The organism is Rhodococcus sp. G-MC3, from assembly GCF_030063335.1.
Classification (GTDB): Bacteria; Actinomycetota; Actinomycetes; order Mycobacteriales; family Mycobacteriaceae; genus Rhodococcoides.
In genome coordinates, this window is sequence record NZ_JASISW010000005.1 from 117,234 (window position 1) to 142,195 (window position 24,962).

Below are 24,962 nucleotides of genomic sequence, written 5' to 3' on the forward strand. Positions count from 1 at the left end.
CTGATACCGAACGTCCGCTGCTGGTGGCGAGGTGAAAACACTTGATTTGCTTACGTGTACTAGCGAATGAAGTAGATGGTGGCGAACAATGCGATCCACACGATGTCGACGAAGTGCCAGTAATAGGACACGACAATCGCCGCCGTGGCCTGAGCGGGGGTGAACTTGCTGACCAGGGTTCGTGTGATCAGGAAGACGAAGGCGATCAGGCCGCCGATGACGTGGAGTCCGTGGAAACCGGTAGTGATGTAGAAGACCGACCCGTACACGCTCGACGACAAAGTCGTTCCCTCGTGCACCAGGTGGTAGTACTCATAGCCCTGACCGGCGACGAAGAACGCGCCCATGAACAGAGTGAGGATGTACCACCGTCGAAGTCCGAAGACGTCGCCACGCTCAGCAGCGAAGACGCCGAGCTGGCACGTGAACGACGACGCGATCAACACGGCGGTGACCGGAACTGCAAGACCGAGATTGAGCTCGGTCGGTTCCGGTGGCCAATTGCCGTCCGCCTGCGCCCTCGCAACGAAGTACATCGCGAACAATCCAGCAAAGAACATGAGTTCGCTCGACAGCCACACAATAGTGCCGACGCTGACCATGTTCGGACGGTTCAGCGAGTGCACACGTTGGGTGATTGCCGATCCTTGAGTCCCTACAGCGCTCGTCACAGAAAGAAGTATGACTGTTCGTAGTACAGAAGTCATACCCGGGTCCGATGTTGGCGCGTCGCAAGAGTGACCGCTGGTGGAGCGTTCCGTGAACACCCAGTTCAGAGGCTGCGGGTATGCCTGCCAGCACTGCCGTGGAAGGCTTGCCCGATGGCAACGAACGGCGGTGCATCATGGTTCCGGCGGCTGTTTCTCAGGTCGTCGCCGGAACGACTCGACCCCACTCGAACAGATTTGGTGATAGTGGCGGAGTCCTTCGACGACGCGGAATCCGCGTCTTCGGTGTTGGAGCGAGCAGGCTCCTCCGGAGGCTGGAAGTCCGGCGAGGAAACGGTGTTCAGGCACCACCTCGTTCTCCCGGCCGACACCGTCGAAGATGCAGTGTCGACGGCTGCGCAGGATGAATACGAACAAGTGCAGACGCCGTCTCCTCAGCCCCGAATTCCTGAGACCGGATACCGGATGGAGGTATCGAACGCGGTCTCGTTGACTCTGCAGAGGGTTCAAATCATCGACGCGCTGCACTGCTCACAGGAGAGGTCTCGGATGGCAGGTCTTGCGCAGCGTCGGGGCGGCACCGTATCGGGATGGGATGCCTTGCAACCTGAGTCCATCGCCGTCGATTCCGCTGACTAAGCTTTTCGGCGCACGTCACGGTCGGCATGTCGTCGAGGAAAGCGCGGGAAGAAGATGAACCGATCGAAGAGAACTGAACCGAGCAGGACTTGGAAGCAGATTCTCGGGGCCTTGACGTCGAACACCGATCTCTCCAGTGCCGACACGAGTTGGGCGATGGACGAGATCATGTCCGACAACGCGACGTCGGCCCAGATCGCAGCGTTCGGTGTGGCGCTCAAGATGAAAGGGCCCACTCCTTCCGAAGTTCTTGGGCTCGCGGATTCGATGCTCGCACACGCCACCCTCGTCGAATGCGACCGTGATGCCGTCGATGTGGTCGGAACCGGTGGCGACGGCGCCGACACCGTCAACATCTCCACGATGTCCGCGATTGTGGCTGCTGCGGCCGGGGCGCGGGTGGTCAAACACGGCAATCGCGCAGCCTCGTCGCAGAGCGGGACCACCGACGTGTTGGAAGCACTCGGGGTCAAGTTCGGTTTGGGACCTGAAGGTGTCGCCGCGACCATCCGTGACGTAGGAATCGGTTTCTGTTTTGCTCCGGTCTACCACCCGGCGCTTCGCTTTGCTGGGCCGCCGCGCAAGGAGATCGGTATTCCGACGGTCTTCAACGTGCTCGGGCCACTCACCAATCCCGGTAAGCCGAAAGCGGGCCTCATCGGCTGCGCGTTCCCAGCGCTCGTCCCCGTCGTAGCCCGTGTCTTCGCGGAGCGTGGGGGCAGTGCCCTTGTTGTCCGTGGCGACGACGGTTTGGATGAGATCACGCTGTCGTCGACGACGACCGCCTATGTCGTGTCGAAAGGTTCGGTGACCGAGACAAAGATCGATCCCCGGAATTTCGGGTTCGATTACGTGCCGATCGATGCGCTGAAGGGTGGTGATGCGGCCCGCAATGCGAAGGTTGCTCACGACGTCTTCGCCGGCAAAGGCGGTGCGGTTCGCAACGCTGTACTTCTGAACGCCGCTGCTGCGCTGACCGCGTTCGACGGAATTGCACACGGTATCGACGCAGCCGACCTCGATACGGCGTTGGCCGCCGGAATCGCGCGGGCCGCGGAAGCTATCGATTCCGGGGCAACGGCGTCGTTGCTCGCGCGGTGGGTGTCGAGGTCCAACGAACTGAACTGACGTTCTACTCGCCGATCGAGAAGCCGGCTTCGATATCGGAGCTGGAGTAGGACTGAAACGCAATGTGAGTCGCCGTGTTCAGAACTCCGTCGATTTTGTTGATGCGTTGAGTGACTACATCTGCGATCTGCTGGTGATCGCGAACCTTGACGATCGCGATCAGATCCACATCGCCGGCGCACGAATACACCTCGGTGACTCCTTCGACATCGGCCACGGACCGAGCAGTCTCCGGGATGGCGTGTGCCTGGGCATCGATCATGACGATGGCGTTGATCATGTGGCTCCTTAACAACCAGGGGGAACACGTGCAATGCGAACGTGAGCAGATCCGAGTTTAGAGGGCGGCCCGCTGCGGAAATTCGGACGCGTATCTTTCTGTGCGATGCACCGCTCTGGCGGCTCCGCACCACTGCTTCCAAGCACCGGCGCCGTGAATGGGCTGGGCGTATCCGTGGGATGTTCTGACTATTCTGACGCCATCGGAGTCCAGCCACCGTGTAATGAGACCCGCCTCCTCCGGCGGGGCGCCGCGTAAGGGAGTGTCGTCGGCGATCACGGTTTCTGCTCCGGCGACGATGGCCTCGACGATCGGCATGGGGTGCACGTGCCTCGCAGTCGTCGCTGCGGCCGCCAGCCGGCCGTATCGGACGACGATCAGCTCCCAGCCACCCTCCGTCGTTCTTCGCGCAACGACGAGTTCGGCGATGGACGCCACAGCAGAGAGTCGGTGCATGCGTCGCAGCACATCGGCGAGGGTGGCAAGTCTGTCTCTCAAGCGCGCCGCCGATTCGAACAGTTCCGACTCGGCCAGCGCGGTGATGCTTCTCCTCATCGATTCGAGTAGCGACTCGTCGGTGCCGTTGGCGAGCGCCAGGAAACGCTCCGTAGCGGCGAGATAGTGCTCTACGGTGACCGTCCCCGCGCCGGCGGCAGCACAACCTCCCACGGCCGACGGCGGGCAGTCCTGGCCGTGGGTGCCGGACCGGGGGATACGACGAGTGCAGGTCCTGATCTCGGCGAACGCCGAGATGAGGGAGGCCGCGTCGGCCGCGTCGCTGCGGACGGTAAACGGGCCGATCGAGTCGGGAGCCGGAGTGCGCACCACGGACAACCGTGGAAACGCCTCCGCGGTAGCGACGATCCACCACCCCTTCTTCGGGAATTTGGACCGCCGGTTGTACGGCGGAATGTGAGCGCACAGCAATCGAAGCTCGCGTACCCCCGCCTCGAGTGCGTGCGAGCACTCGACGTGGTCAACGGCCACGGCAAGAGACACCATCTCCTTCATCCGGCCACGAGTTTCCGAGCCGGTGAAGTAATTGCGGACACGTCTCTGAATGTTGTTCGAGGTTCCTACATAAAGGACCTCGCCGCCCGGGCCCTTGAAGAGGTAGACGCCGGGAGTGCGGGGAAGCCCCGAGGCCAACGAGCGCTTGGCTCGTTGGCCGGCCGAGACGTTGGGGAGATAGTCCACGAGTTCTGCGTAGCTGTGCACACCCTGGTTTCCGACGCGCTCGATGAGGGCATGCAGTACCTCGACTGTTGCTCGTGCGTCGTCGAGCGCTCGGTGGGTTGGGCGGGTGCTCACCTGGAAGAGCGAGGCCAGCGAGGACAACTTGACCGAGGGGGCCTCGTCGCGGGTGAGAACGCGCCGGGCCAACTTGACCGTGCACAGCACCTGAAATTTGGGCCAAGCGATGTCGAGTCGACTGGCGGCTGCCCGGAGAAAGCCCGTGTCGAACCCGGCGTTGTGAGCGACGAGTACGCAACCGTGTGCGAACTCCAGAAAGCTCGGCAGTACCCGCTCGATCCTGGGCGCGCCGATCAACATTGCGGTGGTGATACCGGTCAGCTCCACGATGTACTGCGGAATGGACCGGCCAGGGTCGACCAATGTGGCGAACTCGCCGATGACCTGCCCGCCCCTCACCTTTACCGCACCGATTTCAGTGATGGATTCGGTGTCGGCACTGCCCCCGGTCGTTTCCAGGTCGACGACCACGAACGTCGTTCCGTGCAGTGGGGTGTCGAGTTCGTCGAAGCTCAGCTGGATGGGGAGGCTCACAATCAGGACGCTAGCTCCGGCCACCGACAGATCTCGATCACCGAACCGTCGAAACGAAACGTGTCGGTGTGGGTGGCTAGGTTCGCGGTTGAACGTGGAAAACCCGTCTTACACATGAAAGAGATGAGGATCACATGATCGTCGACTGCGGTGATTGCAAGGTTCGCGATATCGCGTGCGCCGACTGTGTTGTCACGGTGCTTCTCGGAGCTCCCAGCATGCCTTCCGCGGAGGGTGTGCGGGTCGGCTCGTGGGCCCCGAAACTCGACATTGACCAGGAGGAATTGGGTGCAATCGACATTCTTGCCGCAGGCGGACTCGTGCCCCGGTTGCGTCTCGTGGTCGATGCGAAGGACACCGTCGAGCGCGAGTCGTTATCGAGTCGTGACACAGAGACAGATCAGCGCGCGGTGTAGGGCAAGGAGCGAGGATTTGGGCAACTCGGCGAGTTGGGGTCGACACAGGGGCATGCCATTTCGTAACCTTCCTGAGACCTTGCGGAGTCTCGCCAGTCCACACAGAGGAGTGGCGTCGCAAGTCACCGCCTAATCGGGTAACTCGCGAGAGTGCCCGTACCGGGAACCCGATTTTTACTGGGGTGAATCCTGCCGAGTTGCTCACAGCGACGAAGCGGGTAGGGCTGATCTTCCCAGCCCGAACCCGTCAGCTAACTCGGTCGGCGGATGATAGGAAGAAACGGAGCAACACCTTTCGTGGCGTCACATACTTCAACCCGTACATTGCGTCGAGTACTCGTAGCCGGTGCGATCACAGCCGGCGCGGTAATCCTGCCCGCTGCCCCCGCAATGGCGGCTCCCATCACCATTCCCGGCGTCGGAACTTTCGAGATCCCCGAGATACCGGGTCTGCCGCCGATGCCGGCCCAGATCCCAGGACTTCCGGGCGGGCCCGCTCCGGTTGCGCCCCAGGTGACTCCGGCCGCAAAGGCTGTTCAGGCTGCCGAGTCCAAGATCGGTTCGCCGTATGTGTACGGCGCGTCTGGCCCCGATTCATTCGATTGCTCCGGTCTGGTCCAGTGGGCCTACAAGCAGGCGGGCGTCAGCCTTCCTCGCACGAGCTATGACCAGGCTGCCGCGGGTACATCTATCGCCGAGTCTGATCTCCAGCCCGGCGACGTCGTCTCGTTCTACGGTGGTTCACACTCCGGGATCTACGCAGGTAACGGCAATGTCATCCACGCTTCGACTTCGGGCGTACCCGTCAAGGTTGCCCCCGTGGCGTCGATGCCCTTCGACGGAGCTCGTCGATACTGATTTGTCATGATCGAGTCGAACGCAGCACCGGTCCGCGGCCAGTCGTGGCGCGACCGGTGCTGTTGTCGTTCCGAGAACAGCCGGACGCTCACCCGCGCGGTCGGTGTCGGCTGAGTAGACACCTCCGACGCCGTTCCGTAACCTGGCCGAGGCCCTGAGTCTGTCGATTCGAACGCAAAGTTTGAAAAAGACCGATATTTGGACTTCGTTTCCGCCCACGGCAGCCTACTCCTGGGTAGGGTTTGTTATCCGATAGTTACCGACGCCGGCCAGTGTCGGTGGACCACAGCAAGAACGGAGAGTCACCTTCTCGTGGCGACACCTACCGTCAAACGCGTCACACGCTCCAAGCGAAACCTTCTCGCCGCCGCAGCCTGCGCGGTATGTCTACTGGTATCCCCGGCCACCGTGGCCAATGCTCAACCTGCTGCCGAACCGCACGCGAAGCCGACTCTCGAAGACCTCTCGCGGGAGTCGGAACAGACTAACGAGGCACTGCACAACGCTCAGATCGACTTCGATGCGAAGACGGCCGCGCAGCACGACGCCGAAGCCTTGGTCTCCTCACACCAGGACGCTCTCGCGCGGGCTCAAGCGGCGCTCGCGCAGCTGAAGCCGTCCATGGACAAGGTTGCCAACGTCAACTATCAAGGCGGCCGCACCAACCGATTGTTTGCTGTGATGGTCAGCGATTCCCCCCAGCAATTGCTCGACCAGATGTCGGCTCTCGACATCATCTCCGCCGACACTGCACGCCAGGTCGAGTTGTTCAAACAGTCCACTGCAGATGCCGCGGCGGCCGAGGAAGCATCGCGAACTGCCGCAGACACCGCAAGAGCTGCGGCGGATCAAGCCAAAGTGATCAGCGACGACCTCCAGGCCAAACAGAGTGATCTGCAGGGGCAGATGGCAGAGGTGATCGCCAGCTTCAATGCGTTGTCCAGCAACGAGCAAGCCGACCTTGCCGGCTCCCCGCTGCCCCCGGGATTCGACCTCACCAAGATTCTGTCCAACCTCATACCTGGGTCCAGCTCCGGTGCACTCCAGGCAGGGCTGACTCAGATCGGAAAGCCCTACGTGTGGGGTGCAACAGGTCCCGATGGATTCGATTGCTCGGGTCTGGTCGTGTGGGCGTACAAGCAAGTCGGTAAGACTCTGCCCAGGTCCAGTCAGGCGCAGGCAGCCGGTGGCACTCCGATCGACCAGAAGGATCTTCAACCCGGAGACGTCGTGCTGTTCTACCCGGACGCCTCACACGTCGGTCTGTATGCAGGTAACGGAAATGTGCTGCACGCATCCACCTTCGGAGTCCCGGTGAAGGTTCAGTCGATGGCATCGTTCCCGTTCTACGGCGCTCGTCGCTACTGATCGGACGTGACAGCCCGACCGATGAATGCGGCTCGCTCACTACCGGCAATGTTGGTGGCGGCGGTGCTCGTGTGTGCGGCATGCGGGTCCAGTCCGATCGATGCCCCTGTAACACCGGCCACTTCGGCGGAAAATCCCTATGAAGAGCAGCGAACTGACGCTGTCGAGGACCTTTTGCAGCGGTGGTCCGATGCGGTTCGATCCGGCGACGGGGACGAACTCACCGACGTGCTCGACCGGTCGGCCACTCCGGAGTTCTTCCAGTCCGAGTTACGGCGGTCCGAGTCTCTGGCAGCAGTTCCCCTCGACGACTGGGGATACGAACTCGTCGACGAGCCCGAGACCCCGGTTCCGCCCGCCCTTGCGGCTTCGCTCGACGCTGCCGACGTCTGGGCACCCTCTGTCGTGCTCAGGTACGCCGTATCGGGCCCCGACCGTGAACCGACTCGTCGGCCCGTGTCGTTGCTTCTCGCCAAGCGCGACGAACACTGGCGCATCGTCTCCGACGCCGAGATACCTGGCATAGATCGTCGAACATGGCGGGGCCCGTGGGATTTCGGGCCAGTGACCTCGACGTCGGTGACAACTTCCGGCGGAAACTCGACGATAGTCGGGCACCCTGACCAGGCCGCGTTGATCGATCGGATCGTCACAGAGTTGCCTGCCGCAGTCGATGCCGTGACGGATTTCTACGGCAACGACTGGCCGCGACGAGCTCTGATCTTCACATCAGGATCGACGGAAGAATTCGGCGCATCAGCCGGAGACACATCAGCACGCCTGGGCGTGGCTGCAGTGACGGTCTCTGACGCCGTTGCAGCAGATCGCCCTGTCACCGGTCAACGCGTCGTGTTCGGTCCCGAAGCTCCTGGACGGCTGACCGAGTTCACGACTCGTTCGGTGCTTCGTCACGAGCTGACTCACGTAGCAGCCCGTGCCGATACCGTCGACGGTTCGCCCACCTGGGTGCTGGAGGGGTTCGCCGACTATGCGGGATACCGCGGTTCGGGCGTCGACTTCGGTCGCCTTGCTCCGACATTGAGCCGTGTCGTCGCGTCGGGCGGTCCGCCCACCGTGCTGCCCGAGGACTCGGACTTTGCGGCGGGCGGTTCGCGGTCGACGCTCGCCTACGAGTCGGCCTGGTCGGTCTGTGCGTATGTGGCCGACCGATATGGCGAACCGGCGTTGCGTGCCTTGTACCGTGCACTCGCAACTGGCCCCAAGACTGCGTCCGACATCGACGGTGCACTGACGGCCGTCGTCGGTGCGACCTCGGCTGAATTCCTACGCGGATGGGGGTCGTGGGTGCAGGGTCGCTCTCGCTGACCTACGGTGGTCGAATGCATCGGACGCTGCTGGTGACCAATGATTTTCCCCCACGACCCGGCGGAATTCAGTCATACCTCCACAGCCTCGCCACACGATTTCCAGCCGACGAACTGGTGGTGTACGCGCCGAAATGGCGGGGCGACAGTCACGTCAAGTTCGATTCGAAGCAATCCTTCGAGGTGGTCCGCCATCCGACCACCTTGATGCTGCCGACGCCGTTCGTCGCGCGTCGCGCGTCGCAACTCGTGAAATCGCACTCGTGTGACAGTGCGTGGTTCGGTGCGGCAGCACCGCTTGCTGTAATGGCACCGGTCCTCCGTCGTGCAGGAGCCGAAACCATCGTGGCCAGCACCCACGGCCACGAGGTCGGCTGGTCGATGGTTCCTGGCGGACGAGGAACCCTGCGGGTGATCGGAAATTCGGTCGACACGGTGACATATGTCAGCAAGTACACACGCGGACGCTTCGCTGCGGCGTTCGGCCCCCGCGCCGCCCTCGAACACGTTCCACCAGGGGTGGATACCGATCTCTTCAAGCCCGACGGCGCGGCGCGCGAACAACTGCGCGCCCGATACGGGCTGGGGGATCGGCCGACAGTTCTGTGCCTTTCACGACTCGTGCCTCGAAAGGGCCAGGACAATCTGATTCGATCGATCTCTGCGATACGTGCGCGCGTCGACGGTGCCGTACTGGTCCTCGTCGGTGGCGGGCCGTACGAGGGCACGTTACGTGAACTCGTAAGCCGACACGGTGTCGAGGACCACGTGATCTTCACCGGCACAGTCCCTTCCGCCGAACTGGCTGCCCACCACACGATCGCAGACGTATTCGCCATGCCCAGCCGGACCCGCGGCGGCGGCCTCGACGTCGAGGGTTTGGGGATCGTCTACCTGGAGGCGTCCGCGTGTGGCGTGCCGGTAGTGGCGGGCAAGTCCGGGGGAGCGCCCGAAACCGTGCAGGAGGGCAGAACCGGACTTGTGGTCGACGGCCGTGAAATCGACGAGATAACCGACGCAGTGGTGCAGATTCTGTCGGACCGCGCGCTGGCGAAGTCGATGGGTGCGGCAGGTCGCCGATTCGTCGAGAAAAGCTGGCGCTGGGACGTCCTCGCGCAGAAGCTGCGCGGACTACTGTGAAGTTCCTGCAGTCGCTCGAGTGCGCGTAGCGGACGAGGGTCTGCTACGCGCACACCGAATTACGTGGTGTAGATCTCTTCGATTTCGTCCGCGTAGGACTTCGTGATGACGTTGCGTTTGAGTTTCATCGTCGGAGTCATCTCGCCCGATTCTTCGCTGAAATCCTTCGGGAGAATTCGGTACTTCTTGATTCCTTCCGCGTGCGATACCGACTTGTTGGCTTCAGCCACCGCGGCATCGATCTCGGCGATCAAGTCAGCGTCCCCGGCAAGGTCTGCGGAGGTGGCGTTGGCGGACTTGCCATGCGAGGTCTTCCACCCGGAGATCGCATCCTCATCCAGGGTTATCAACGCCGCGATGAAGGGCTTTTGGTCGCCGACGACGATCGCCTGACTGACGAGACTATGTGCCCGCAGCAAATCCTCCAGGCCTGCGGGCGAGACGTTCTTCCCGCCTGCCGTGACGATCAGTTCCTTTTTGCGTCCAGTGATGGTGATGTAACCGTCCTCATCGAGGGAACCGAGGTCTCCGGTTCTGAACCATCCATCGTCGAGTGATTCTGCCGAGGCGTCGTCATTTCGCCAGTATCCGGAGAAAACCACCGGCCCCCGTAATTGAATCTCGTCGTCTTCGGCGATTCTTACCGTGTTTCCCGGAAGCGGTCGGCCGACGCTGCCCACGCGCTGGTGTCCAATCGTGTTGACGGCGAACGCGGCGCTCGTCTCGGTCAGGCCGTAACCCTCGTAGATGGGGACACCGATTCCGCGATAGAAGTGCCCGAGGCGCGCGCCGAGAGGTGCGCCGCCCGAGATTGCGAGTTGGCACCGACCACCAAGGGCGCCACGCAGTTTCGCGTATACGAGCTTGTCGAAGACAGCATGCTTGATGCGGAGCACCAGGCCTGCCCCGTCGTCCTGTGCTTCGCTCCATGCCACTGCGGTGTCTGCCGCTGCATCGAAGATCTTGCCTTTTCCGTCCGCGTGCGCTTTCTGCTTGGCTGTGTTGTAAATTTTTTCGAACACTCGCGGCACCGACAGGACGAAGTCCGGCTGGAATGTCCCGAACGTGGGTACCAGCTTCGGAATGTCATGGGTATGTCCGATGGTGGTACCAGCGTCGAACGCCGCGATGGTCACCGCGCGTGCAAGTACGTGAGCCAGCGGTAGGAACATCAGAGTTCGACTGCGATCGTTGAGCAGCGACTTCAAGGTCGTCTCACGAATGCCGCGCGATTCGGCGAGAAGGTTCGCGTGAGTGAGCTGGACGCCTTTCGGACGCCCGGTCGTTCCCGATGTGTAGATCAGAGTTGCGGGGTCCTGCGACCGAAGCGCCGAAACCCTTTCGTGGACAACGTCATCGTCGACCATTTGCCCCAGTGCGGTCAGGGTCTCGACGGCACCGGAATCGGCGGTGTCGCCCTCTATTCGGAATGTCTGGCGAATGGACTTCGCAGCCGCCACGACATCCGCGGTATCGCGAACGTGCTGCTCGGTCTCGAGCACGAGAAGGACGGGCTCGGCGTCGGAGAGAATCCACTCGACCTGGCCTGCCGACGACGTCTCGTAGATGGGAACGGTGACGCCGCCCGACGCCCAGATCGCGTAGTCGAGAACCGTCCACTCGTACCGCGTGGACGACATCAGTGCAACGCGGTCTCCCTGCGCGAGCCCTGCGGCGATGAAGCCCTTCGCGACCCGGGAGACTTCGTCGGCGAATGTTGTGGCGGAGACATCGGACCAGCCGCCGTCCACCTCGCGGCGGAAAGCGACCGAATTCGGCTCGTTTTCGGCTCGCGCAAACACCGCGTCTACGGCCGAGTCGCCTTCCTCGACGGTGAATCGAATGGGCGAAGTGAACTCACGCAACGTGACCTCCAAGAAGCGAAAAGGTTAGCTCTACTCACGAGTAGCCGGATTCGTTTTACTGTAGACCCGACACGATCCACCGATCGACCGCCTCGTGTACGCGTGTGACCGGCGATGTGTGAAGCTCATCGGATGAGCAGTATCCAGGTTGCCGATCAAACGTTCGTCGCTGCTGCAGCAGAGACGGTCGCCGAGACGATCGGCGCGCCGAACAGGTGGCGACTGTGGTGGCCCGATTTGTCCCTCGACGTGACCGACGACCGCGCGGACAGGGGAATCAGGTGGAGAGTCGGGGGCGCCCTGACCGGAACTATGGAAGTCTGGCTGGAGCCGATGCCGGTTCTACACGGCGTCATCCTCCATTATTTTCTTCATGCCGAACCCGCCGCGGGAACCACGTCCGACCTGCTGGAAGAAATTCGTCGACGTCGGGCGGCGGGGAAAGCGATGGCATTCGAGGTGAAACGTCGCTTGGAGGCAGGACGTGCGGCAGGGGAGCGCCCAGTACACGCGGACCTCTGACAGCGGAGCTGGGAGTGGCGTGACGATTCCGAGAAGAGATGCGGAGCCGTTGTGCCGCCACCGAGGATCGTGTGTGATGAACACCAAGCCCTAAGGGCATGCAGTGTCGATACCGATATCGGACACTGTCGAAGGACTACAGAGGCTCGAGAAGCCACAGAAGGGATATCGAGGAACAGCATGGCCGAGAAGACTCAGAGGTCGATCACAGTCGAGGCTCCGCCCGAGCAAGTCATGGACGTGATTGCCGATTTCGGCGCGTACCCGTCCTGGGTTTCGGCTGCGAAGTCCGTGGATGTATTGGCGACGGGTGCAAGCGGCCGCGCCGACCGGGTCAAGTTCGTACTCGATGCCGGGATGGTGAAGGACACCTACGAACTGACTTACCAGTGGGCCGAGGACGGAATGGCTGTCTCCTGGAAACTGGTATCCGGTGAAATGCAGAAGTCGCAGGCCGGCTCCTACACGCTGAAGGACACCGCTGAGGGCAACACCGAGGTCACCTACGAACTGACGGTCGATCTCAATATCCCGATGATCGGGTTGTTCAAGCGCAAGGCAGAGAAGGTCATCACCGATACCGCGCTCAAGGAACTGAAGAAGCGGGTCGAAGGCTGAGCGAGGTCGGCTCCGAAACCCGTACCGCCGTCCGGCTGTTCGTCGGCAAAGGCGGTGTGGGTAAAACCACCCTGGCTGCGAAGGCCGCGCTCGATCTTGCGGAGACCGGCAAACGTGCTTTGGTCGTGTCCCTCGATCAAGCGCATTCGCTCGCCGATGTCTTTGCAGTAGCCGCACGGCCTGGCACTCGCGACGAGATATTTGCGGTGCAGCCGGGACTTGACGTACTGGAGCTCGATACACTCCGGTTGGTCGAATCCCAGTACACGACGTTGACTGCGCTTCTGTCGATGTCCGGTACGGGCCACGAGCACGGTGTGCGGTTCGGCGCCGTCGCTCCGGAAGAGATCATCGGTGCGCCCGGTGTGCAGGAGCTTCTAGGACTGCACCAGATCACCCAAATGATCGACGAAAATGCTTGGGACACAATATTCGTCGACCTTCCTTCGACTGCAGAGGCTCTCCGCACACTGCAGCTACCGGAGCTGGTGTGCGGTTACCTCGAGCGTTTGTGGCCGCAGCATGATCGTATCGTTGCCGGTACCGGAAGCGACCCGCGCTTGACGGTGGTTGTCGCGATGATCGAACGCATCGTGGCGGATGCGGAGGCCGTCCGAACCCTTCTTTTCGATCACAGCAGGACGACGGCAACAGTAGTGCTCACTCCGGAACGCATGGTCGTGGCCGAGGCTCGCCGGACGATGTCCGCCGCGGCTCTCATGGGTCTGCCCATCGATACCGTGATCGTGAACAAGGTTCTCCCCAAGCTGAATTCGTCGTCCGTGGGTCTGGTCGGCGTGCATCCGGCCGTGTTCTGGTTCGAGGCATGGCGTTCAGCGCAGCAAGCTGTGCTCGATGAGATCGTGGTCCTGGCCCACGGCCGCACGTTGGTGGTGGTCGATCGTGCCCAGATCGACCCGGTAGGGTTGGCGTCTCTCGGCGTGTTCGATGCTCGGATCGGTTCCGCGGATACGCAGAGTCGATCCGGGGAATCGAAGATCGATCGCGAATTCGGCGAGACCCACAAGCGCAGTGCGGGCAAACCCGTGGTTGCACACGAATCGGGTTCGGGGTTGGAGTCGATCTACACCATGACGATGCTGTTGCCGCTGGTCGATGCGTCGACACTCGAGCTCGGACGAGTCGAGGACGACGTGATAATCGGGGCCGACGGCCACCGGCGGCGGGTACGGCTGGCCTCGGTGCTACGTCGATGCGAAGTGATCGGCGCCGAATTCGACGCGGGTCGACTGGTTGTTCGTTTTCAGCCCGACCCGTCGGTGTGGCCCGTATGAGAGGCGAGCAGTAGGTGAGTACCGAGCATTCCGACGTCGCGGCCGAGCTGTGGGCGCTTGCTCAGACAGTTCTCACCCGGCTCGAACCGGTGCTGAGGCAGGCGATGGAGGATCAGCGCGAACGCCCACGTCAGGGGTGCAGCTGGTGCCCGGTATGTGCACTGGCCGCGTTGATTCGCGGTGAGCAACACGACCTGCTGGCGCTGCTCGCGACCGAGGGTGCCTCGGTTGTCGCCCTCCTTCGACAGTTGATCGTCGATCACTCACCTTCGACACCCTCGGAGGGCGCGCACGCTTCGACCCCGACCTCCCCGGGGAGTGATGCGCCTCACGGCGAGGATCGAGATATTCCGCACGACACTGATGAGTCGGTCGTGAGACGAACGGGATTCGTACCGATTACCGTTACCGTGAAGGACACGGCGTCGCCTCGTCCGACGGACAACGACAGCTGACAGTTCCGATCCGGGAAAGATCGGTTGTAGGAATGTGCGCGCCGTTGGGGGCGGCTCGAGGAAGGTCGGACAATGAAGCGGCACCGAGAATCCCTCACCATCGGAATCGACGTCGGTGGGACCAGCCTTCGTGCATCGGTCGTCGACGCTCGTGGTCAGGTGATCGATTCAACCCAGTCTCCGACTCCGCATTCGGCAAAGGCGCTGGAACACGGCCTCGACCGCGCCGTGCAAGAACTCGCGAAACGGCATTCCGTTGCCGCTGTCGGACTCGCGCTGGCGGGATTCATCAACTCGGACCGGACTGCTCTTCGATTCGCACCCCACCTCCCGTGGGTCGACACGCCGGTGGCCAGGCAAATGAGCGATCGAATCGGACTGCCGGTGCTGCTGGAACATGATGCCAACGCCGCGGCGTGGGCCGAGTACCGCTTCGGCGCGGCGGCGGATGGACGAAACGTTGTCATGGTCGCTATCGGCACAGGCATCGGCGCAGCCCTGTTGCTGGACGGTCACATCTACCGTGGAAGCTACGGAGTGGCGCCGGAACTGGGTCACATTCAGGTGGTGCCGGACGGACGGGTGTGTCCTTGCGGAAAGCGCGGATGTTGGGAGCGCTACTGCAGCGGAACGGCTCTCGTGGACACCGCGGTCGAACTTCTCGCAGCAGACGACGGCTCGTCGACCATTCTCGCGCGTGAGGTGTTCCTGGATCCAGGTTCGCTGACCGGTCGCCGGATCGCGTCCGCAGCGCAGGACGGTGACGAAATTGGGCTCCGAACAATGGAGGAGTTCGCTCGTTGGCTCGGTGTTGGATTGGCGATGGTGAGCGACGTATACGACCCGGACCTGATCGTCATTGCCGGCGGTGTCGCGACGTCGTCCAGTCAATTCCTGAATCAGGCACGCGAGCATTACTCGCGTTTGGTCACAGGTGCCGGTCATCGACCGCTGGCGCGAATCAGGAGTACGCAACTCGGTGAGGCAGCCGGAATGATCGGAGCTGCCGACCTTGCGCGGACGGAGTTTCTCACCCGAGCGCGATGACCCTCTGCTCGGCCCAGTGTGTGAGGTGCGTCGCGGCTGACGCGTTGCTGTGGCTGGCGTCATAAACGGTAGGTACAGTCACTGCTGGACCAAATAGTTGGAATCACCAGCAGTACGAGAATCTTTCATCAGGAAGGACGCCATGTGGTACTGGCTGTTCAAATTCGTGATCGTCGGTCCGATTCTGGTGGTCTTGGGTAGGCCCACCGTCGAAGGCGCGGAAAACATTCCGGCGCGAGGGCCGGTGATCTTGGCCAGCAATCATCAGGCTGTTCTCGACTCGTTCTACCTGCCGTTGAAAGTGCAGCGTCGTATCACCTTCCTCGCCAAGAGCGAATACTTCACTGGTAGTGGCCTCAAGGGCGCGTTTCAGAAGTGGTTCTTCACCGCTGTCGGTCAGGTTCCGATCGACAGGACCGGTGCGGACGCAGCGCAGGACGCACTGAACGCAGGAGCGAGGGTCATCAGCAAGGGCAAGCTCCTCGGAATCTATCCCGAGGGCACTCGATCGCCGGACGGCCGGTTGTACAAGGGCAAGACCGGAATGGCGCGGTTGGCGTTGCAGACGGGTGTCCAGGTCGTGCCAGTCGCCATGATCGGCACCGACAAGATGAATCCGATCGGATCCAAGATGTGGCGACCTGCCAAGATCGCCATCAAGATTGGAAAGCCGATCGATTTTTCGCGTTTCGAAGGCATGGCAGGCAACCGATTCGTCGAGCGCGCTGTCACCGACGAGGTGATGTACGACCTTATGTTGCTGTCAGGTCAGGAGTACGTGGACGTGTACGCGGCCTCGATGAAGGACCAGGTGCGTCCCTCGTCTGCGGATGCAGAAACTGCCGCTGCCGCTGAACGCGTTCCCGCCACCAAAGCCAGCTGACGCGAACCCAGCACGGACTCAGCGCGCTCTGAGCTGCCTCGGGGTGGGCGAGGCGGCTCCACGATCTGCAGTTCGGACCCGGTTGTTCGGACCCGGAAGTTCGAACTCGGTAGTTCGAGAGTGACGATCACGACGAGGCTGGTGTCGCCATCGAGTGCGCAGTGGTCCGCCCGGTGATACAGGTGACTATGACCAGAGCGGCGATACCCCACCAGACGTAGGTCGAGGCTACGACTTGATCCCACACCGGCCATCCGAGTCCCGAGTAGCGCCCGACTGCCAGGCGCCAGTGCGGGGCGAAGTGCATCACCAGCGCTCCGACGCCCACGAATACAAGTACGGGGATGTTTCGCCGTCGATACGCGAGAGTCCCGAGCGAGACCAAGAACGGCACTGCCCACACCCAGTGGTGTGACCACGAGACAGGCGAGATCAGGAGTCCGAGAGTGGCGTTCACTCCGAGCGCCAGCGCGATGTGATCGGACGCAAACGCTTTCCTCATCGCGATCACAGCCACGGCCAACACGCAGCACGATGCTGCAATCCACAGCACGGATCGGGTCGAGTCTGCCAGTCCGAATCGAGCCAGCACGCCGGTGATGCTCTGATTCGCCGGGTAGGCGGGTGTGCCGATCCGGTCGGAGTCGAGCAGGGTGTCGGTCCAGTAGGTGACGCTGTCGGAAAATGTGAAGACAAAGCCGAGGAGGGTGAACACGGCAAAGCTGATGCCGGTCATTACTGCCGCCCGAAAGTCTTTGCGCAGCAAAAAGAAAAGCACGAAAACGGCGGGCGTCAATTTGACGGCGGCAACGAAACCGATCAGAACCCCGCGCGGCCACGGTGTCTTGCGGGGAAGGCAGTCGGCTGCGACAAACGCCATGAGCACGATATTGATCTGGCCATAGTCGAGAGTCGAGAAGACAGGTTCGAGAATCATCGAGGCCGCGAACACTGCGCCGGCCGCCCACAGCATCAGGGTTTTCGGAGCGTAGCCGAGCGATCGCAGCGTCAGCACGATCGTCGCGAAGAGCAGGACCAGCGAAAGCGTGGTTACGACGATGCCTGCCCAATACAAGGAGAATACCGACAGCGGGCTGAACAGCACGGCAGCGATCGGGGGATACGTGAACGGCAGTGAGTTCCCGAGCTGAGTCGGTGGCATGCCGCCGTAGAGCGGCGAACCGGAGGCGAACACCCCACCGCCGATTCGGTAGACGTCGAGGTCGATGCGGTAATAATCCCCGAGCACACGCAGACCCGGCAATCCGACGATGTTGTACGCGATGCCCAGCAGTGCTCCTACGGCGATCGCTGCGTATGCGATCACAGCCACCGGCGGCAGGACGCTGCGCCCAGGCGTTGGCTTGGTGGCCGACGCGTCAGCTGTGGTGTCGGGAGGGGTCAACATGCTTCCTTCTATTTCAGCGCTGCTGGTTCGGTGGGGAACCGGAAAGGTTCGTCCACAGTCGGGCTAGTCTGTGCTGCGTGCGTTACTTCTATGACACCGAGTTCATCGAGGATGGTCGCACAATCGAGCTCGTCTCGATCGGTGTGGTTTCCGAGGACGGCCGCGAGTTCTATGCGGTGTCCTCCGAGTTCGACCCCGAGCGTGCCGGACCGTGGGTCCGTCGAAACGTCCTGCCCAAGCTGCCACCGTACTCGTCGCCGCTGTGGATGAGTCGATCGGCAATTCGCGACGAGTTGCTCGACTTTCTGGTGCCCACTCCCGGAGCGGAGGTGGAACTGTGGGCGTGGGTTGCGGCGTATGACCATGTCGCGCTGTGTCAGCTGTGGGGTTCGATGACCGAATTGCCACGTTCGCTGCCGCGTTTCACCCGTGAGTTGCGTCAACACTGGGAAGACAGGGGAAGTCCCTATTTGCCGCCCGCGCCCGACGACGCCCACGACGCGTTAGCCGATGCCCGCCACAACCTCGCCAAGTTCGACGCCATCGAGGCTGCCTCGGTGTGATCGACCGATGTTCTCTCGATGTGGGGGAGCCGGACGCCGGCACTTGGCGGTGAGCGAATATCCTGTAGCGGTGAACTGGACTGTCGACGTACCCATCGAGCGCTTGCCCGACCTCCCACCCCTGTCGCCGACCCTGCGTCAGAAGCTCGACGATGCGCTCGCCAAGCCCGCGGCACAGCAGCCGTCGTGGGACCCGGAGCAGGCGGCCGACATGCGCAAGGTCCTGGAAAGTGTTCCGCCGATCACGGTGGCCAGCGAGGTCGAGTCCCTGTCGGATCAGCTCGCCGCCGTTGCACGCGGAGAGGCGTTCCTGCTTCAGGGCGGCGACTGCGCGGAGACATTCGTCGACAACACCGAACCCCACATCAAGGGCAACATTCGTACGTTGCTCCAGATGGCTGTGGTGCTCACCTACGGCGCAAGCATGCCGGTGGTCAAGGTCGGCCGTATCGCCGGCCAGTACGCCAAGCCGCGTTCCTCTGACGTCGATGCGCTCGGACTCAAGTCCTACCGCGGCGATATGGTCAATTCGCTCGTTGCCGAGGAGGCTGTGCGAGCACATGATCCGTCACGGCTGATCCGTGCCTATGCCAACGCGAGTGCCGCGATGAACTTGGTTCGCGCGCTGACCGGCGCAGGGATGGCCGACCTGCACCGAGTGCAGGACTGGAACCGCGAGTTCGTTCAGAGCTCACCCGCAGGCGCGCGGTACGAGGCGCTGGCAGGGGAGATCGACCGCGGGCTGCGGTTCATGGACGCATGCGGCGTCACCGATCCCAAGCTCGAGACCGCCCAGATCTTCGCCAGCCACGAGGCACTGGTGCTGGACTACGAGCGTGCAATGCTGCGACTCGACGGTGCCGATACCGATCACCAGAAGTTGTACGACCTGTCCGCGCACTTCTTGTGGATCGGCGATCGCACGCGGCAACTCGACGGTGCACACATCGCGCTGGCAGAACTCATCCACAACCCGATCGGGCTGAAGATCGGACCCTCGACCACGCCGGACATGGCCGTCGAATACGTCGAGCGTCTCGATCCGACCAACAAGCCGGGTCGACTGACGCTGATCTCACGGATGGGTAACGGCAAGATCCGCGAGGCACTTCCTCCGATCATCGAGAAGGTCCAAGCGACCGGTCATCAGGTCATCTGGCAGTGCGATCCCATGCACGGCAACACGCACGAAGCATCCACCGGTTACAAAACTCGTCATTTCGATCGAATCGTCGACGAGGTCCAAGGATTCTTCGAGATACACCGCGCGTTGGGCACCCACCCGGGCGGAATCCACGTCGAGCTGACCGGGGACAACGTCACCGAGTGCCTCGGCGGCGCTCAAGAGATTTCCGATCTCGACCTGGCGGGACGTTACGAGACCGCGTGCGATCCGCGTCTCAACACGCAGCAGTCGCTCGAACTCGCGTTTTTGGTCGCCGAAATGCTTCGTGGCTGAGATTCACCCGTTAAGGACGGTCAGGGCAGTGCACAGGTCAGGGCAGTGACACGACGGTGACCGACGACCCGGGGGCCACTCTGGTTCCCGGGCCGGGGTTCTGCGTGACCACCAGAGACCCGTCGGTATCGATCACCTGACGGACCTTCACTCCCAACTCGAGTTTTTCCAGTGTCGTGCGCGCAGATCCGACGGATCTACCGAGTAGCGACGGCACCGTGATCGCGGTCGAAACTTGCAATCGCACAGTGCTTCCAGCCGTCACACTCGTGCCGATCTCGGGAGATGTTCCGATCACATTCCCGCCATCGGTGCCATTGTCGAACGACGTCGATGTATCGGACACCGAGATTCCGACGGACGCCAATGCTGCGACGGCGTCGCCGGACGACATACCAGCGACATCGGGAACATCTACCGGGGGAGCGCCCTTCGAGCGCAGAATCTTCACGGTGTCACCGACCGAGAGAACGGTTCCCGGCGGAGGATCGAGTGCGGCGACGCCCCCGATGGGTGCGGTTGCGCTGAAGACCTCACCTCCGTCTGCTGCGTCGAAGGTGCGCTCGCGCAAGTGCTGTTGCATGTCGCCGATCGCCACGTCCGGTGCGATCTCCGGGACGCTGGGACGACCAAGAGACACCAGCAAGGACACCGTTTCGCCCTTGGCGATTCGTGAACCTGTCGCAGGATCGGAACCGATCAGAGCGTCGACCGGCGCGGTATCGGAGTACGTACCGAGGACATCGCCCGTCAACCCTGCGCCGTCCAGGGCGCTTTCGGCGCCGGTGAGATCGAGACCGTTGACCGCCGGGACCGTTGTGTAGCGGCCGGATCCCATCCACCAACCGCCGACGCCGACGAAAACTGCAAGCAAGGCCACTATCGTCAGCCAGATCACGATCGCTCGGCGTGAGCGGTGACGGTCGGCGTCGAAGTCCGGGAAGTCGTACTGCCTCCGCCCGGCCCCAAGAGGCGGTGCCACGCCCATGCCGGTGTATTCGTCGCCGGTCTTGTCGTCGCCCGTCTTGTCGGCGCGATGCGTCGGCGCTGTCTGCACTCTCGTGTGTTGCACGCCTGAGCCGGGTTGCGCGGAGACCACTTCGGTCTCCGGCGCACGCGATTCCTGATGACGCTGACCGGCGAACGACGTCGGCGCACCGAGCGCTGCGGCACTGAGATGTTCGGCGGAGCGCCGCGGAGCGGGCACTCGATACGGTGGGAGTTCGAGCCCCGTGCACACGGCTCGGAGCGCGCGGGCCATTTCGTCGGCGTTCTGAAAGCGTCCTGCAGGATCGCGAACCGTGGCCCGGCCGACCAACTCGTCGAACTCCCGGGGTACCCCTGCGATGAAATCGCTCGGTGTCGGCACGTCGTTGTCGATGCGCTGGTAAGCGATCGAGAGTGAGGTGTCCCCGGTGAAGGGTGTGCGGCCGGTGAGCAACTCGAACAGGACGACGCCGACACCATAGACATCGCTTCCTGCGTTGGCAGATCCGACGGTGACCTGTTCAGGGGACAGATATGCGGCGGTGCCGAGAATCACACTGCTCGACGTCGCATTCGACGCCGCGACTGCTCGCACGAGGCCGAAGTCGGCAATCTTCACATCGCCCGAATCCGAAATGAGAATGTTCTCCGGTTTGACGTCGCGGTGGACCAAGCCTGCTCGGTGAGCGGTGCCGAGTGCGCCGAGTACCGGCCCGATCACGGCGGCGGCCGCGTGTGGCGGCATCGGCCCGCGCTCCCTCAGTAGCTCACGCAGCGTCCCGCCTTCGACGAGTTCCATCACCAGAAATGCGAATTCTCCATCGCGTCCGTGGTCGTAAACGGCAACGAGACCAGGGTTGTTCAGCCTGGCCACGGCCCTCGCCTCGAATTCGAAACGTGCGACGAACTGCGGGTCCTCGGCGAACTTGGGATCCATGATCTTCACTGCCACGGGACGGTCCAGCCGTGTGTCGAGCGCGCGATAGACCGTAGACATACCCCCTCGTGCGATGGGAGCGTCGATTCGATAGCGCCGATCCAGCAGCGAACCCGCCGACACGGATCCTCCGGATATCACCTTCGTCTACCTCCTGAAACAGATCGCTGGAACTCGATGTCGCTACCGAGGCGATGGTAGCCAGCGTAGGTATCGCATTGGTCTCGGGTCGACGGCACACGGCCAGCGCTTTTCGTATCCGAGTGCCAACCCGTTAACGTTACTTCAGTGAGCACAATCCCTTACTCCGACGACGTCCTGGACCCCTCCGTCTCGCTGTTGCAGCTGACCGACGTGAGCAAAATTCTGGAAGTACCCAAGTCGAGGGTCGAGCAGATGCTCCGTGATCGCGACATCATTGCAGTCAAGCGCAACCGAGTCCCTGGCGTACCAGAGGTATTCCTGAACGTCGCGGGCAAGCAGGTCGTGAAAGGACTGCCAGGTCTGCTCGCTGTCCTGCACGACGGCGGTTACGAGGATCACGAAATTCTGCGCTGGTTGTTCGAGGCGGACGACACTCTTCCCGGAACCCCGATCGACGCCATGCACGGCGATCTCATGCGCGAAGTGATCAGACGCGCGCAGTCGATGGCTTTCTGATCCGTGCCACTCCGGTGGTGACGAGTCTGGGCCCTGCCACGGACAACCGTCGCCACCCAGGGACGCGTGCTCGCACGGCCAACACGCGGTAGCCGCCGTTTTCCACCTCGCGCAGAATGCCGGAGTAGAGCAGCAGTGCCGTGCGCATGCCGGGCCGAACTCGTGGATCGAGCATATCGATGCCGGGTTCGGCAGTTCGGTACACCGCGCGCGCGTGCGCAATGAGGTGGGCCAACGCCCGATCGACTCGCGGGTCGGTCCGAGAAGTTGCCCGGCAGTACCGAAGAAGGTCTTCGTCCACTCCGAACGCTTCCAACTCGTCGGTGGGTAGGTAGATCCGATCTCGATCCAGGTCTTCACCCATGTCCCGAATGAAGTTGGTGAGCTGAAATGCCTCGCCGAGCGCAGCAGCAGGGGCTTCTGCCGCTGGATCGGTCGTACCGAGAATTGGCAACATTTCCAACCCGATGACGGCTGCGGACCCATACATGTACTCGGACAGCTCAGGCATCGTTCGGTAGCGTGAGGTGAATTCGGGGGTCCCCGGGATATCCATCTTCATCGAGCGAAAGAACGCGTAGAAGTACTCGTGCGGGATCGAGTACCGCCCTACCGTGTCGACGAAGGCGCGCAGAACTTGGTCGTGTTCGCCCTCTCCCAGCGTTCCGCCGCCGAGCGCTGCACGGACGTGATCTTCCAGCGCACCGACCTTGGCGCTCGCCCTGCGGTCGGCAGGGGCAAGCTCGCGTTCGTCGTGTGCGTGGTCGGTCAGCGACCCGTCGACGTCGACGTCGACGATATCGTCCACCATCCTTGCGAAGCCGTACAGCGCATGCACTGCAGCACGTGTGTCCACGGGTAGAAGACGTGTGGCCAGAAAGTAGGTCTTGCCGTGTCTGGCATTCAGATCCCGGCACAATCGGTACGCGTCGTGCAGCGATGGGTCGATTCCGTCGAGTTCACTCATTCTCGGAATGTCCCCTCGGCGCCGCGAGGCTGTGCTTCTCGACCGTGGCGCCGGGTGTGGCTCTGCGGCTTCCCCTGACATGAAGTGGGTCGACGCGGGTGAGTGACAACGCTGCTACGACGGCCGCGAAGGTCGCGAGTGCCACGTGCGCGACCGTATAGAGGCCGATCGAGCCGTCCGGTCGGAAGACGAGCATCAACCAGGTCGACAGTCCGACGAGGACCATGAGGGTTCTGTTCGACATTGCAAACCCGGCGGCCAGCGCCAACGGCCACGAGTAGTACCACGGCAACGCCGCAGGCGAGAGGACGACGATGGCGACGAGAGCAATGACGATGCCTTTGACCGCGTCTCGCTCGGTTCGGCGGTACCGCCACCACGTGGCGATGATGACTATCGCAAGCGCAATCGCGCAGATCATGCGCGTCACCTCGAGAACCGGCCCGATCTGCACATCGAAGAACCAGGACGTACTGACCGTCACCAGGTGCGCCATGATCGTCGGTAGAGACAGCCAGTTGATGATCTTGGCCGATCCCGACAGTGCCGTCAGCCATCCGATGCCGACGCCTGCGGCCAGCGACGCGATGGCGAACACCATGGCGAACACGCCTGCCCCTGTGCCTGCGGTCTTCGCGAACGACTTGACCGGCGACAGCGGCGTTCGGTTGCCGGCAACGGCGTCCTCGCGTTCGTGAATCATCCAGATCCACACCATGAACGGTAATGCCAGCCCTGCCGTGGCCTTGATGGCTACTGCGACGGCGACGAGTGCGACGCCGCCGACGTGTTTGCGTTCGAGGACGAGCACGATGCCCGCGGTCATGAGCCCGACCATCAACAGTTCGTTGTGCACTCCGCCGATCAGGTGGATGAGAACCAGCGGATTGAGTACTGCAAGCCACAACGCGATGGCGGGTTTTCCGCCCATGTGACCTGCAAGTTTGGGAACGGCCCACATCATCAGGACGAGACCGGGCAGCATTGTCACTCGCAGCAACATCGTTCCAGCGATGACGTTGTCGCCGGTGATACTGGTGATCGCCTGACCGAGAAGCAGGAAGAGCGGACCGTAGGGGGCAGTGGTGGTTGTCCACACGTTGCTCACATTGTCGAGCAGAATGCCGGGGTTGGCCACCGGTCCGACGGCATACGGATCGAATCCGTCTCGCAGCAGCGCTCCCTGGGCAAGATAAGAAAACGCGTCGCGGCTGAACATGGGGACCGCCAGCAACAGGGGAGCGGTCCACGCCGGAACGATCCAGCGAAGCTCCCTGAGCGTGGTGCGTCCGCCGAGAGTAGCGCGGCCGAGGCGAACCCAGGCGACGATCATCAGCAGGACACCGAGCCACACGATCATGCTCGAGAGGATCAGACCGTGCCCGAACCGCAGCCACGACAGATACATCGACTCGAGCAGGGGATCACGGCGACGGACACTGCCTGCACCGAATCCGCCGAACGTGATGAGCGCGGCCCCGATGACGCCCATGATCGCAGCGTGACCCTCCGGGCTACGCAGGAACAGCGACAGATGCCGAAGATGCGATTCGTTCGACTCCGAAGGGGCTGGTTCGGCGGCGGGCTCGGCGCCGCTCACACCTGATGTGGCCGAACTCGAGACCGAGGACATCGGTGATGGCCCTCCTCTCGATGTTTCGTGGCCGAATCTTGTGCCCAGCAGTG

At 62.5% G+C, this 24,962-nt stretch carries 24 protein-coding genes and 1 riboswitch; of the genes, 16 read left to right on the forward strand and 8 right to left on the reverse strand.

Annotated features, from left to right (window positions below; genetic code table 11):
• Positions 1–59 precede the first annotated feature (59 nt).
• Positions 60–671, reverse strand: a complete 612-nt coding sequence (gene ctaE / locus QMK17_RS06845; protein WP_283507742.1) for an aa3-type cytochrome oxidase subunit III — start codon at positions 669–671, stop codon at positions 60–62.
• A gap of 150 nt (positions 672–821) precedes the next feature.
• Here ctaE and QMK17_RS06850 point away from each other — a divergent pair, with 150 nt between their 5' ends.
• Together QMK17_RS06850 and trpD are read left to right on the forward strand one after the other, a co-directional pair.
• Positions 822–1,307, forward strand: a complete 486-nt coding sequence (locus QMK17_RS06850) for a hypothetical protein (protein ID WP_283507744.1) — start codon at positions 822–824, stop codon at positions 1,305–1,307.
• Positions 1,308–1,361: 54 nt separating this feature from the next.
• Positions 1,362–2,435 (forward strand): anthranilate phosphoribosyltransferase, encoded by a 1,074-nt coding sequence (gene trpD / locus QMK17_RS06855; RefSeq protein ID WP_283507746.1) that lies wholly within the window; start codon positions 1,362–1,364, stop codon positions 2,433–2,435.
• A gap of 4 nt (positions 2,436–2,439) precedes the next feature.
• On the opposite strand, the gene QMK17_RS06860 is transcribed toward trpD, so the two are convergent.
• Both QMK17_RS06860 and QMK17_RS06865 read right to left on the reverse strand, forming a co-directional pair.
• Complete coding sequence (locus QMK17_RS06860; protein ID WP_283507748.1) at positions 2,440–2,715, reverse strand: Lrp/AsnC family transcriptional regulator; 276 nt, start codon at positions 2,713–2,715, stop codon at positions 2,440–2,442.
• A 57-nt stretch (positions 2,716–2,772) separates the two neighbouring features.
• Positions 2,773–4,503, reverse strand: coding sequence for a DEDD exonuclease domain-containing protein (locus QMK17_RS06865; protein WP_283507749.1), 1,731 nt, complete (start codon positions 4,501–4,503; stop codon positions 2,773–2,775).
• Positions 4,504–4,637: 134 nt separating this feature from the next.
• Between QMK17_RS06865 and QMK17_RS06870 the strand changes: the two genes are divergently transcribed.
• The 5 genes from QMK17_RS06870 to QMK17_RS06890 all read left to right on the forward strand — a co-directional run bounded on the left by QMK17_RS06870 (position 4,638) and on the right by QMK17_RS06890 (position 9,610).
• Complete coding sequence (locus QMK17_RS06870; RefSeq protein ID WP_283507750.1) at positions 4,638–4,919, forward strand: hypothetical protein; 282 nt, start codon at positions 4,638–4,640, stop codon at positions 4,917–4,919.
• Between the two features lie 116 nt (positions 4,920–5,035).
• Positions 5,036–5,200, forward strand: a riboswitch (cyclic di-AMP (ydaO/yuaA leader).
• 16 nt (positions 5,201–5,216) lie between these two features.
• The gene (locus QMK17_RS06875; protein WP_283507751.1) at positions 5,217–5,777 is read left to right on the forward strand and encodes a C40 family peptidase; all 561 of its coding nucleotides are present in this window, start codon (positions 5,217–5,219) and stop codon (positions 5,775–5,777) included.
• Positions 5,778–6,089: 312 nt separating this feature from the next.
• On the forward strand, positions 6,090–7,145 hold the full coding sequence (locus tag QMK17_RS06880; protein WP_283507753.1) for a C40 family peptidase: 1,056 nt from the start codon (positions 6,090–6,092) through the stop codon (positions 7,143–7,145).
• Between the two features lie 6 nt (positions 7,146–7,151).
• On the forward strand, positions 7,152–8,471 hold the full coding sequence (locus QMK17_RS06885) for a peptidase MA family metallohydrolase (protein WP_283507754.1): 1,320 nt from the start codon (positions 7,152–7,154) through the stop codon (positions 8,469–8,471).
• Positions 8,472–8,485: 14 nt separating this feature from the next.
• Positions 8,486–9,610, forward strand: a complete 1,125-nt coding sequence (locus QMK17_RS06890; RefSeq protein WP_283507755.1) for a glycosyltransferase family 4 protein — start codon at positions 8,486–8,488, stop codon at positions 9,608–9,610.
• Positions 9,611–9,669: 59 nt separating this feature from the next.
• Here QMK17_RS06890 and QMK17_RS06895 read toward each other — a convergent pair whose 3' ends face one another.
• Positions 9,670–11,475 carry an AMP-dependent synthetase/ligase gene (locus QMK17_RS06895; RefSeq protein WP_283507756.1) on the reverse strand — a complete coding sequence of 602 codons (1,806 nt, stop codon included), beginning with the start codon at positions 11,473–11,475 and terminating at the stop codon, positions 9,670–9,672.
• A gap of 132 nt (positions 11,476–11,607) precedes the next feature.
• Here QMK17_RS06895 and QMK17_RS06900 point away from each other — a divergent pair, with 132 nt between their 5' ends.
• From QMK17_RS06900 to QMK17_RS06925, 6 genes are all read left to right on the forward strand, one after another.
• On the forward strand, positions 11,608–11,997 hold the full coding sequence (locus tag QMK17_RS06900) for a polyketide cyclase / dehydrase and lipid transport (protein WP_283507758.1): 390 nt from the start codon (positions 11,608–11,610) through the stop codon (positions 11,995–11,997).
• A gap of 180 nt (positions 11,998–12,177) precedes the next feature.
• The gene (locus QMK17_RS06905) at positions 12,178–12,615 is read left to right on the forward strand and encodes an SRPBCC family protein (RefSeq protein ID WP_283507759.1); all 438 of its coding nucleotides are present in this window, start codon (positions 12,178–12,180) and stop codon (positions 12,613–12,615) included.
• A 56-nt stretch (positions 12,616–12,671) separates the two neighbouring features.
• Positions 12,672–13,910 (forward strand): ArsA family ATPase, encoded by a 1,239-nt coding sequence (locus QMK17_RS06910; protein WP_442972700.1) that lies wholly within the window; start codon positions 12,672–12,674, stop codon positions 13,908–13,910.
• A gap of 14 nt (positions 13,911–13,924) precedes the next feature.
• Positions 13,925–14,365, forward strand: a complete 441-nt coding sequence (locus QMK17_RS06915) for a hypothetical protein (protein ID WP_283507761.1) — start codon at positions 13,925–13,927, stop codon at positions 14,363–14,365.
• Between the two features lie 72 nt (positions 14,366–14,437).
• Positions 14,438–15,412 carry an ROK family protein gene (locus QMK17_RS06920; RefSeq protein ID WP_283507762.1) on the forward strand — a complete coding sequence of 325 codons (975 nt, stop codon included), beginning with the start codon at positions 14,438–14,440 and terminating at the stop codon, positions 15,410–15,412.
• A 142-nt stretch (positions 15,413–15,554) separates the two neighbouring features.
• A complete protein-coding gene (locus tag QMK17_RS06925) occupies positions 15,555–16,295 on the forward strand; it encodes a lysophospholipid acyltransferase family protein (protein WP_283507764.1) in 741 nt (246 codons plus the stop codon).
• A 127-nt stretch (positions 16,296–16,422) separates the two neighbouring features.
• Here QMK17_RS06925 and QMK17_RS06930 read toward each other — a convergent pair whose 3' ends face one another.
• The gene (locus QMK17_RS06930; RefSeq protein ID WP_283507766.1) at positions 16,423–17,703 is read right to left on the reverse strand and encodes a glycosyltransferase 87 family protein; all 1,281 of its coding nucleotides are present in this window, start codon (positions 17,701–17,703) and stop codon (positions 16,423–16,425) included.
• A 77-nt stretch (positions 17,704–17,780) separates the two neighbouring features.
• On the opposite strand from QMK17_RS06930, the gene QMK17_RS06935 reads away from it, so the two are divergent.
• Both QMK17_RS06935 and QMK17_RS06940 read left to right on the forward strand, forming a co-directional pair.
• Positions 17,781–18,266, forward strand: coding sequence for a polyadenylate-specific 3'-exoribonuclease AS (locus QMK17_RS06935; protein ID WP_283507767.1), 486 nt, complete (start codon positions 17,781–17,783; stop codon positions 18,264–18,266).
• Positions 18,267–18,336: 70 nt separating this feature from the next.
• Positions 18,337–19,725 (forward strand): class II 3-deoxy-7-phosphoheptulonate synthase, encoded by a 1,389-nt coding sequence (locus QMK17_RS06940; protein WP_283507768.1) that lies wholly within the window; start codon positions 18,337–18,339, stop codon positions 19,723–19,725.
• Positions 19,726–19,762: 37 nt separating this feature from the next.
• On the opposite strand, the gene pknB is transcribed toward QMK17_RS06940, so the two are convergent.
• Positions 19,763–21,790, reverse strand: a complete 2,028-nt coding sequence (gene pknB, locus QMK17_RS06945; RefSeq protein ID WP_442972701.1) for a Stk1 family PASTA domain-containing Ser/Thr kinase — start codon at positions 21,788–21,790, stop codon at positions 19,763–19,765.
• A 147-nt stretch (positions 21,791–21,937) separates the two neighbouring features.
• Here pknB and QMK17_RS06950 point away from each other — a divergent pair, with 147 nt between their 5' ends.
• Positions 21,938–22,309: an Rv2175c family DNA-binding protein gene (locus tag QMK17_RS06950; protein ID WP_283507773.1), complete on the forward strand. Its 372-nt coding sequence runs from the start codon at positions 21,938–21,940 to the stop codon at positions 22,307–22,309.
• Here QMK17_RS06950 and QMK17_RS06955 read toward each other — a convergent pair.
• On the reverse strand, positions 22,281–23,276 hold the full coding sequence (locus tag QMK17_RS06955; RefSeq protein WP_283507775.1) for a phytoene/squalene synthase family protein: 996 nt from the start codon (positions 23,274–23,276) through the stop codon (positions 22,281–22,283). The two genes, QMK17_RS06950 and QMK17_RS06955, sit on opposite strands and share 29 nt — an antisense overlap.
• Entirely contained in the window at positions 23,269–24,909 is a 1,641-nt protein-coding gene (locus QMK17_RS06960) for an alpha-(1->6)-mannopyranosyltransferase A (protein WP_283507777.1), read from the reverse strand. Before QMK17_RS06960 ends, QMK17_RS06955 begins: the two co-directional genes overlap by 8 nt.
• Between the last annotated feature and the right edge of the window lie 53 nt (positions 24,910–24,962).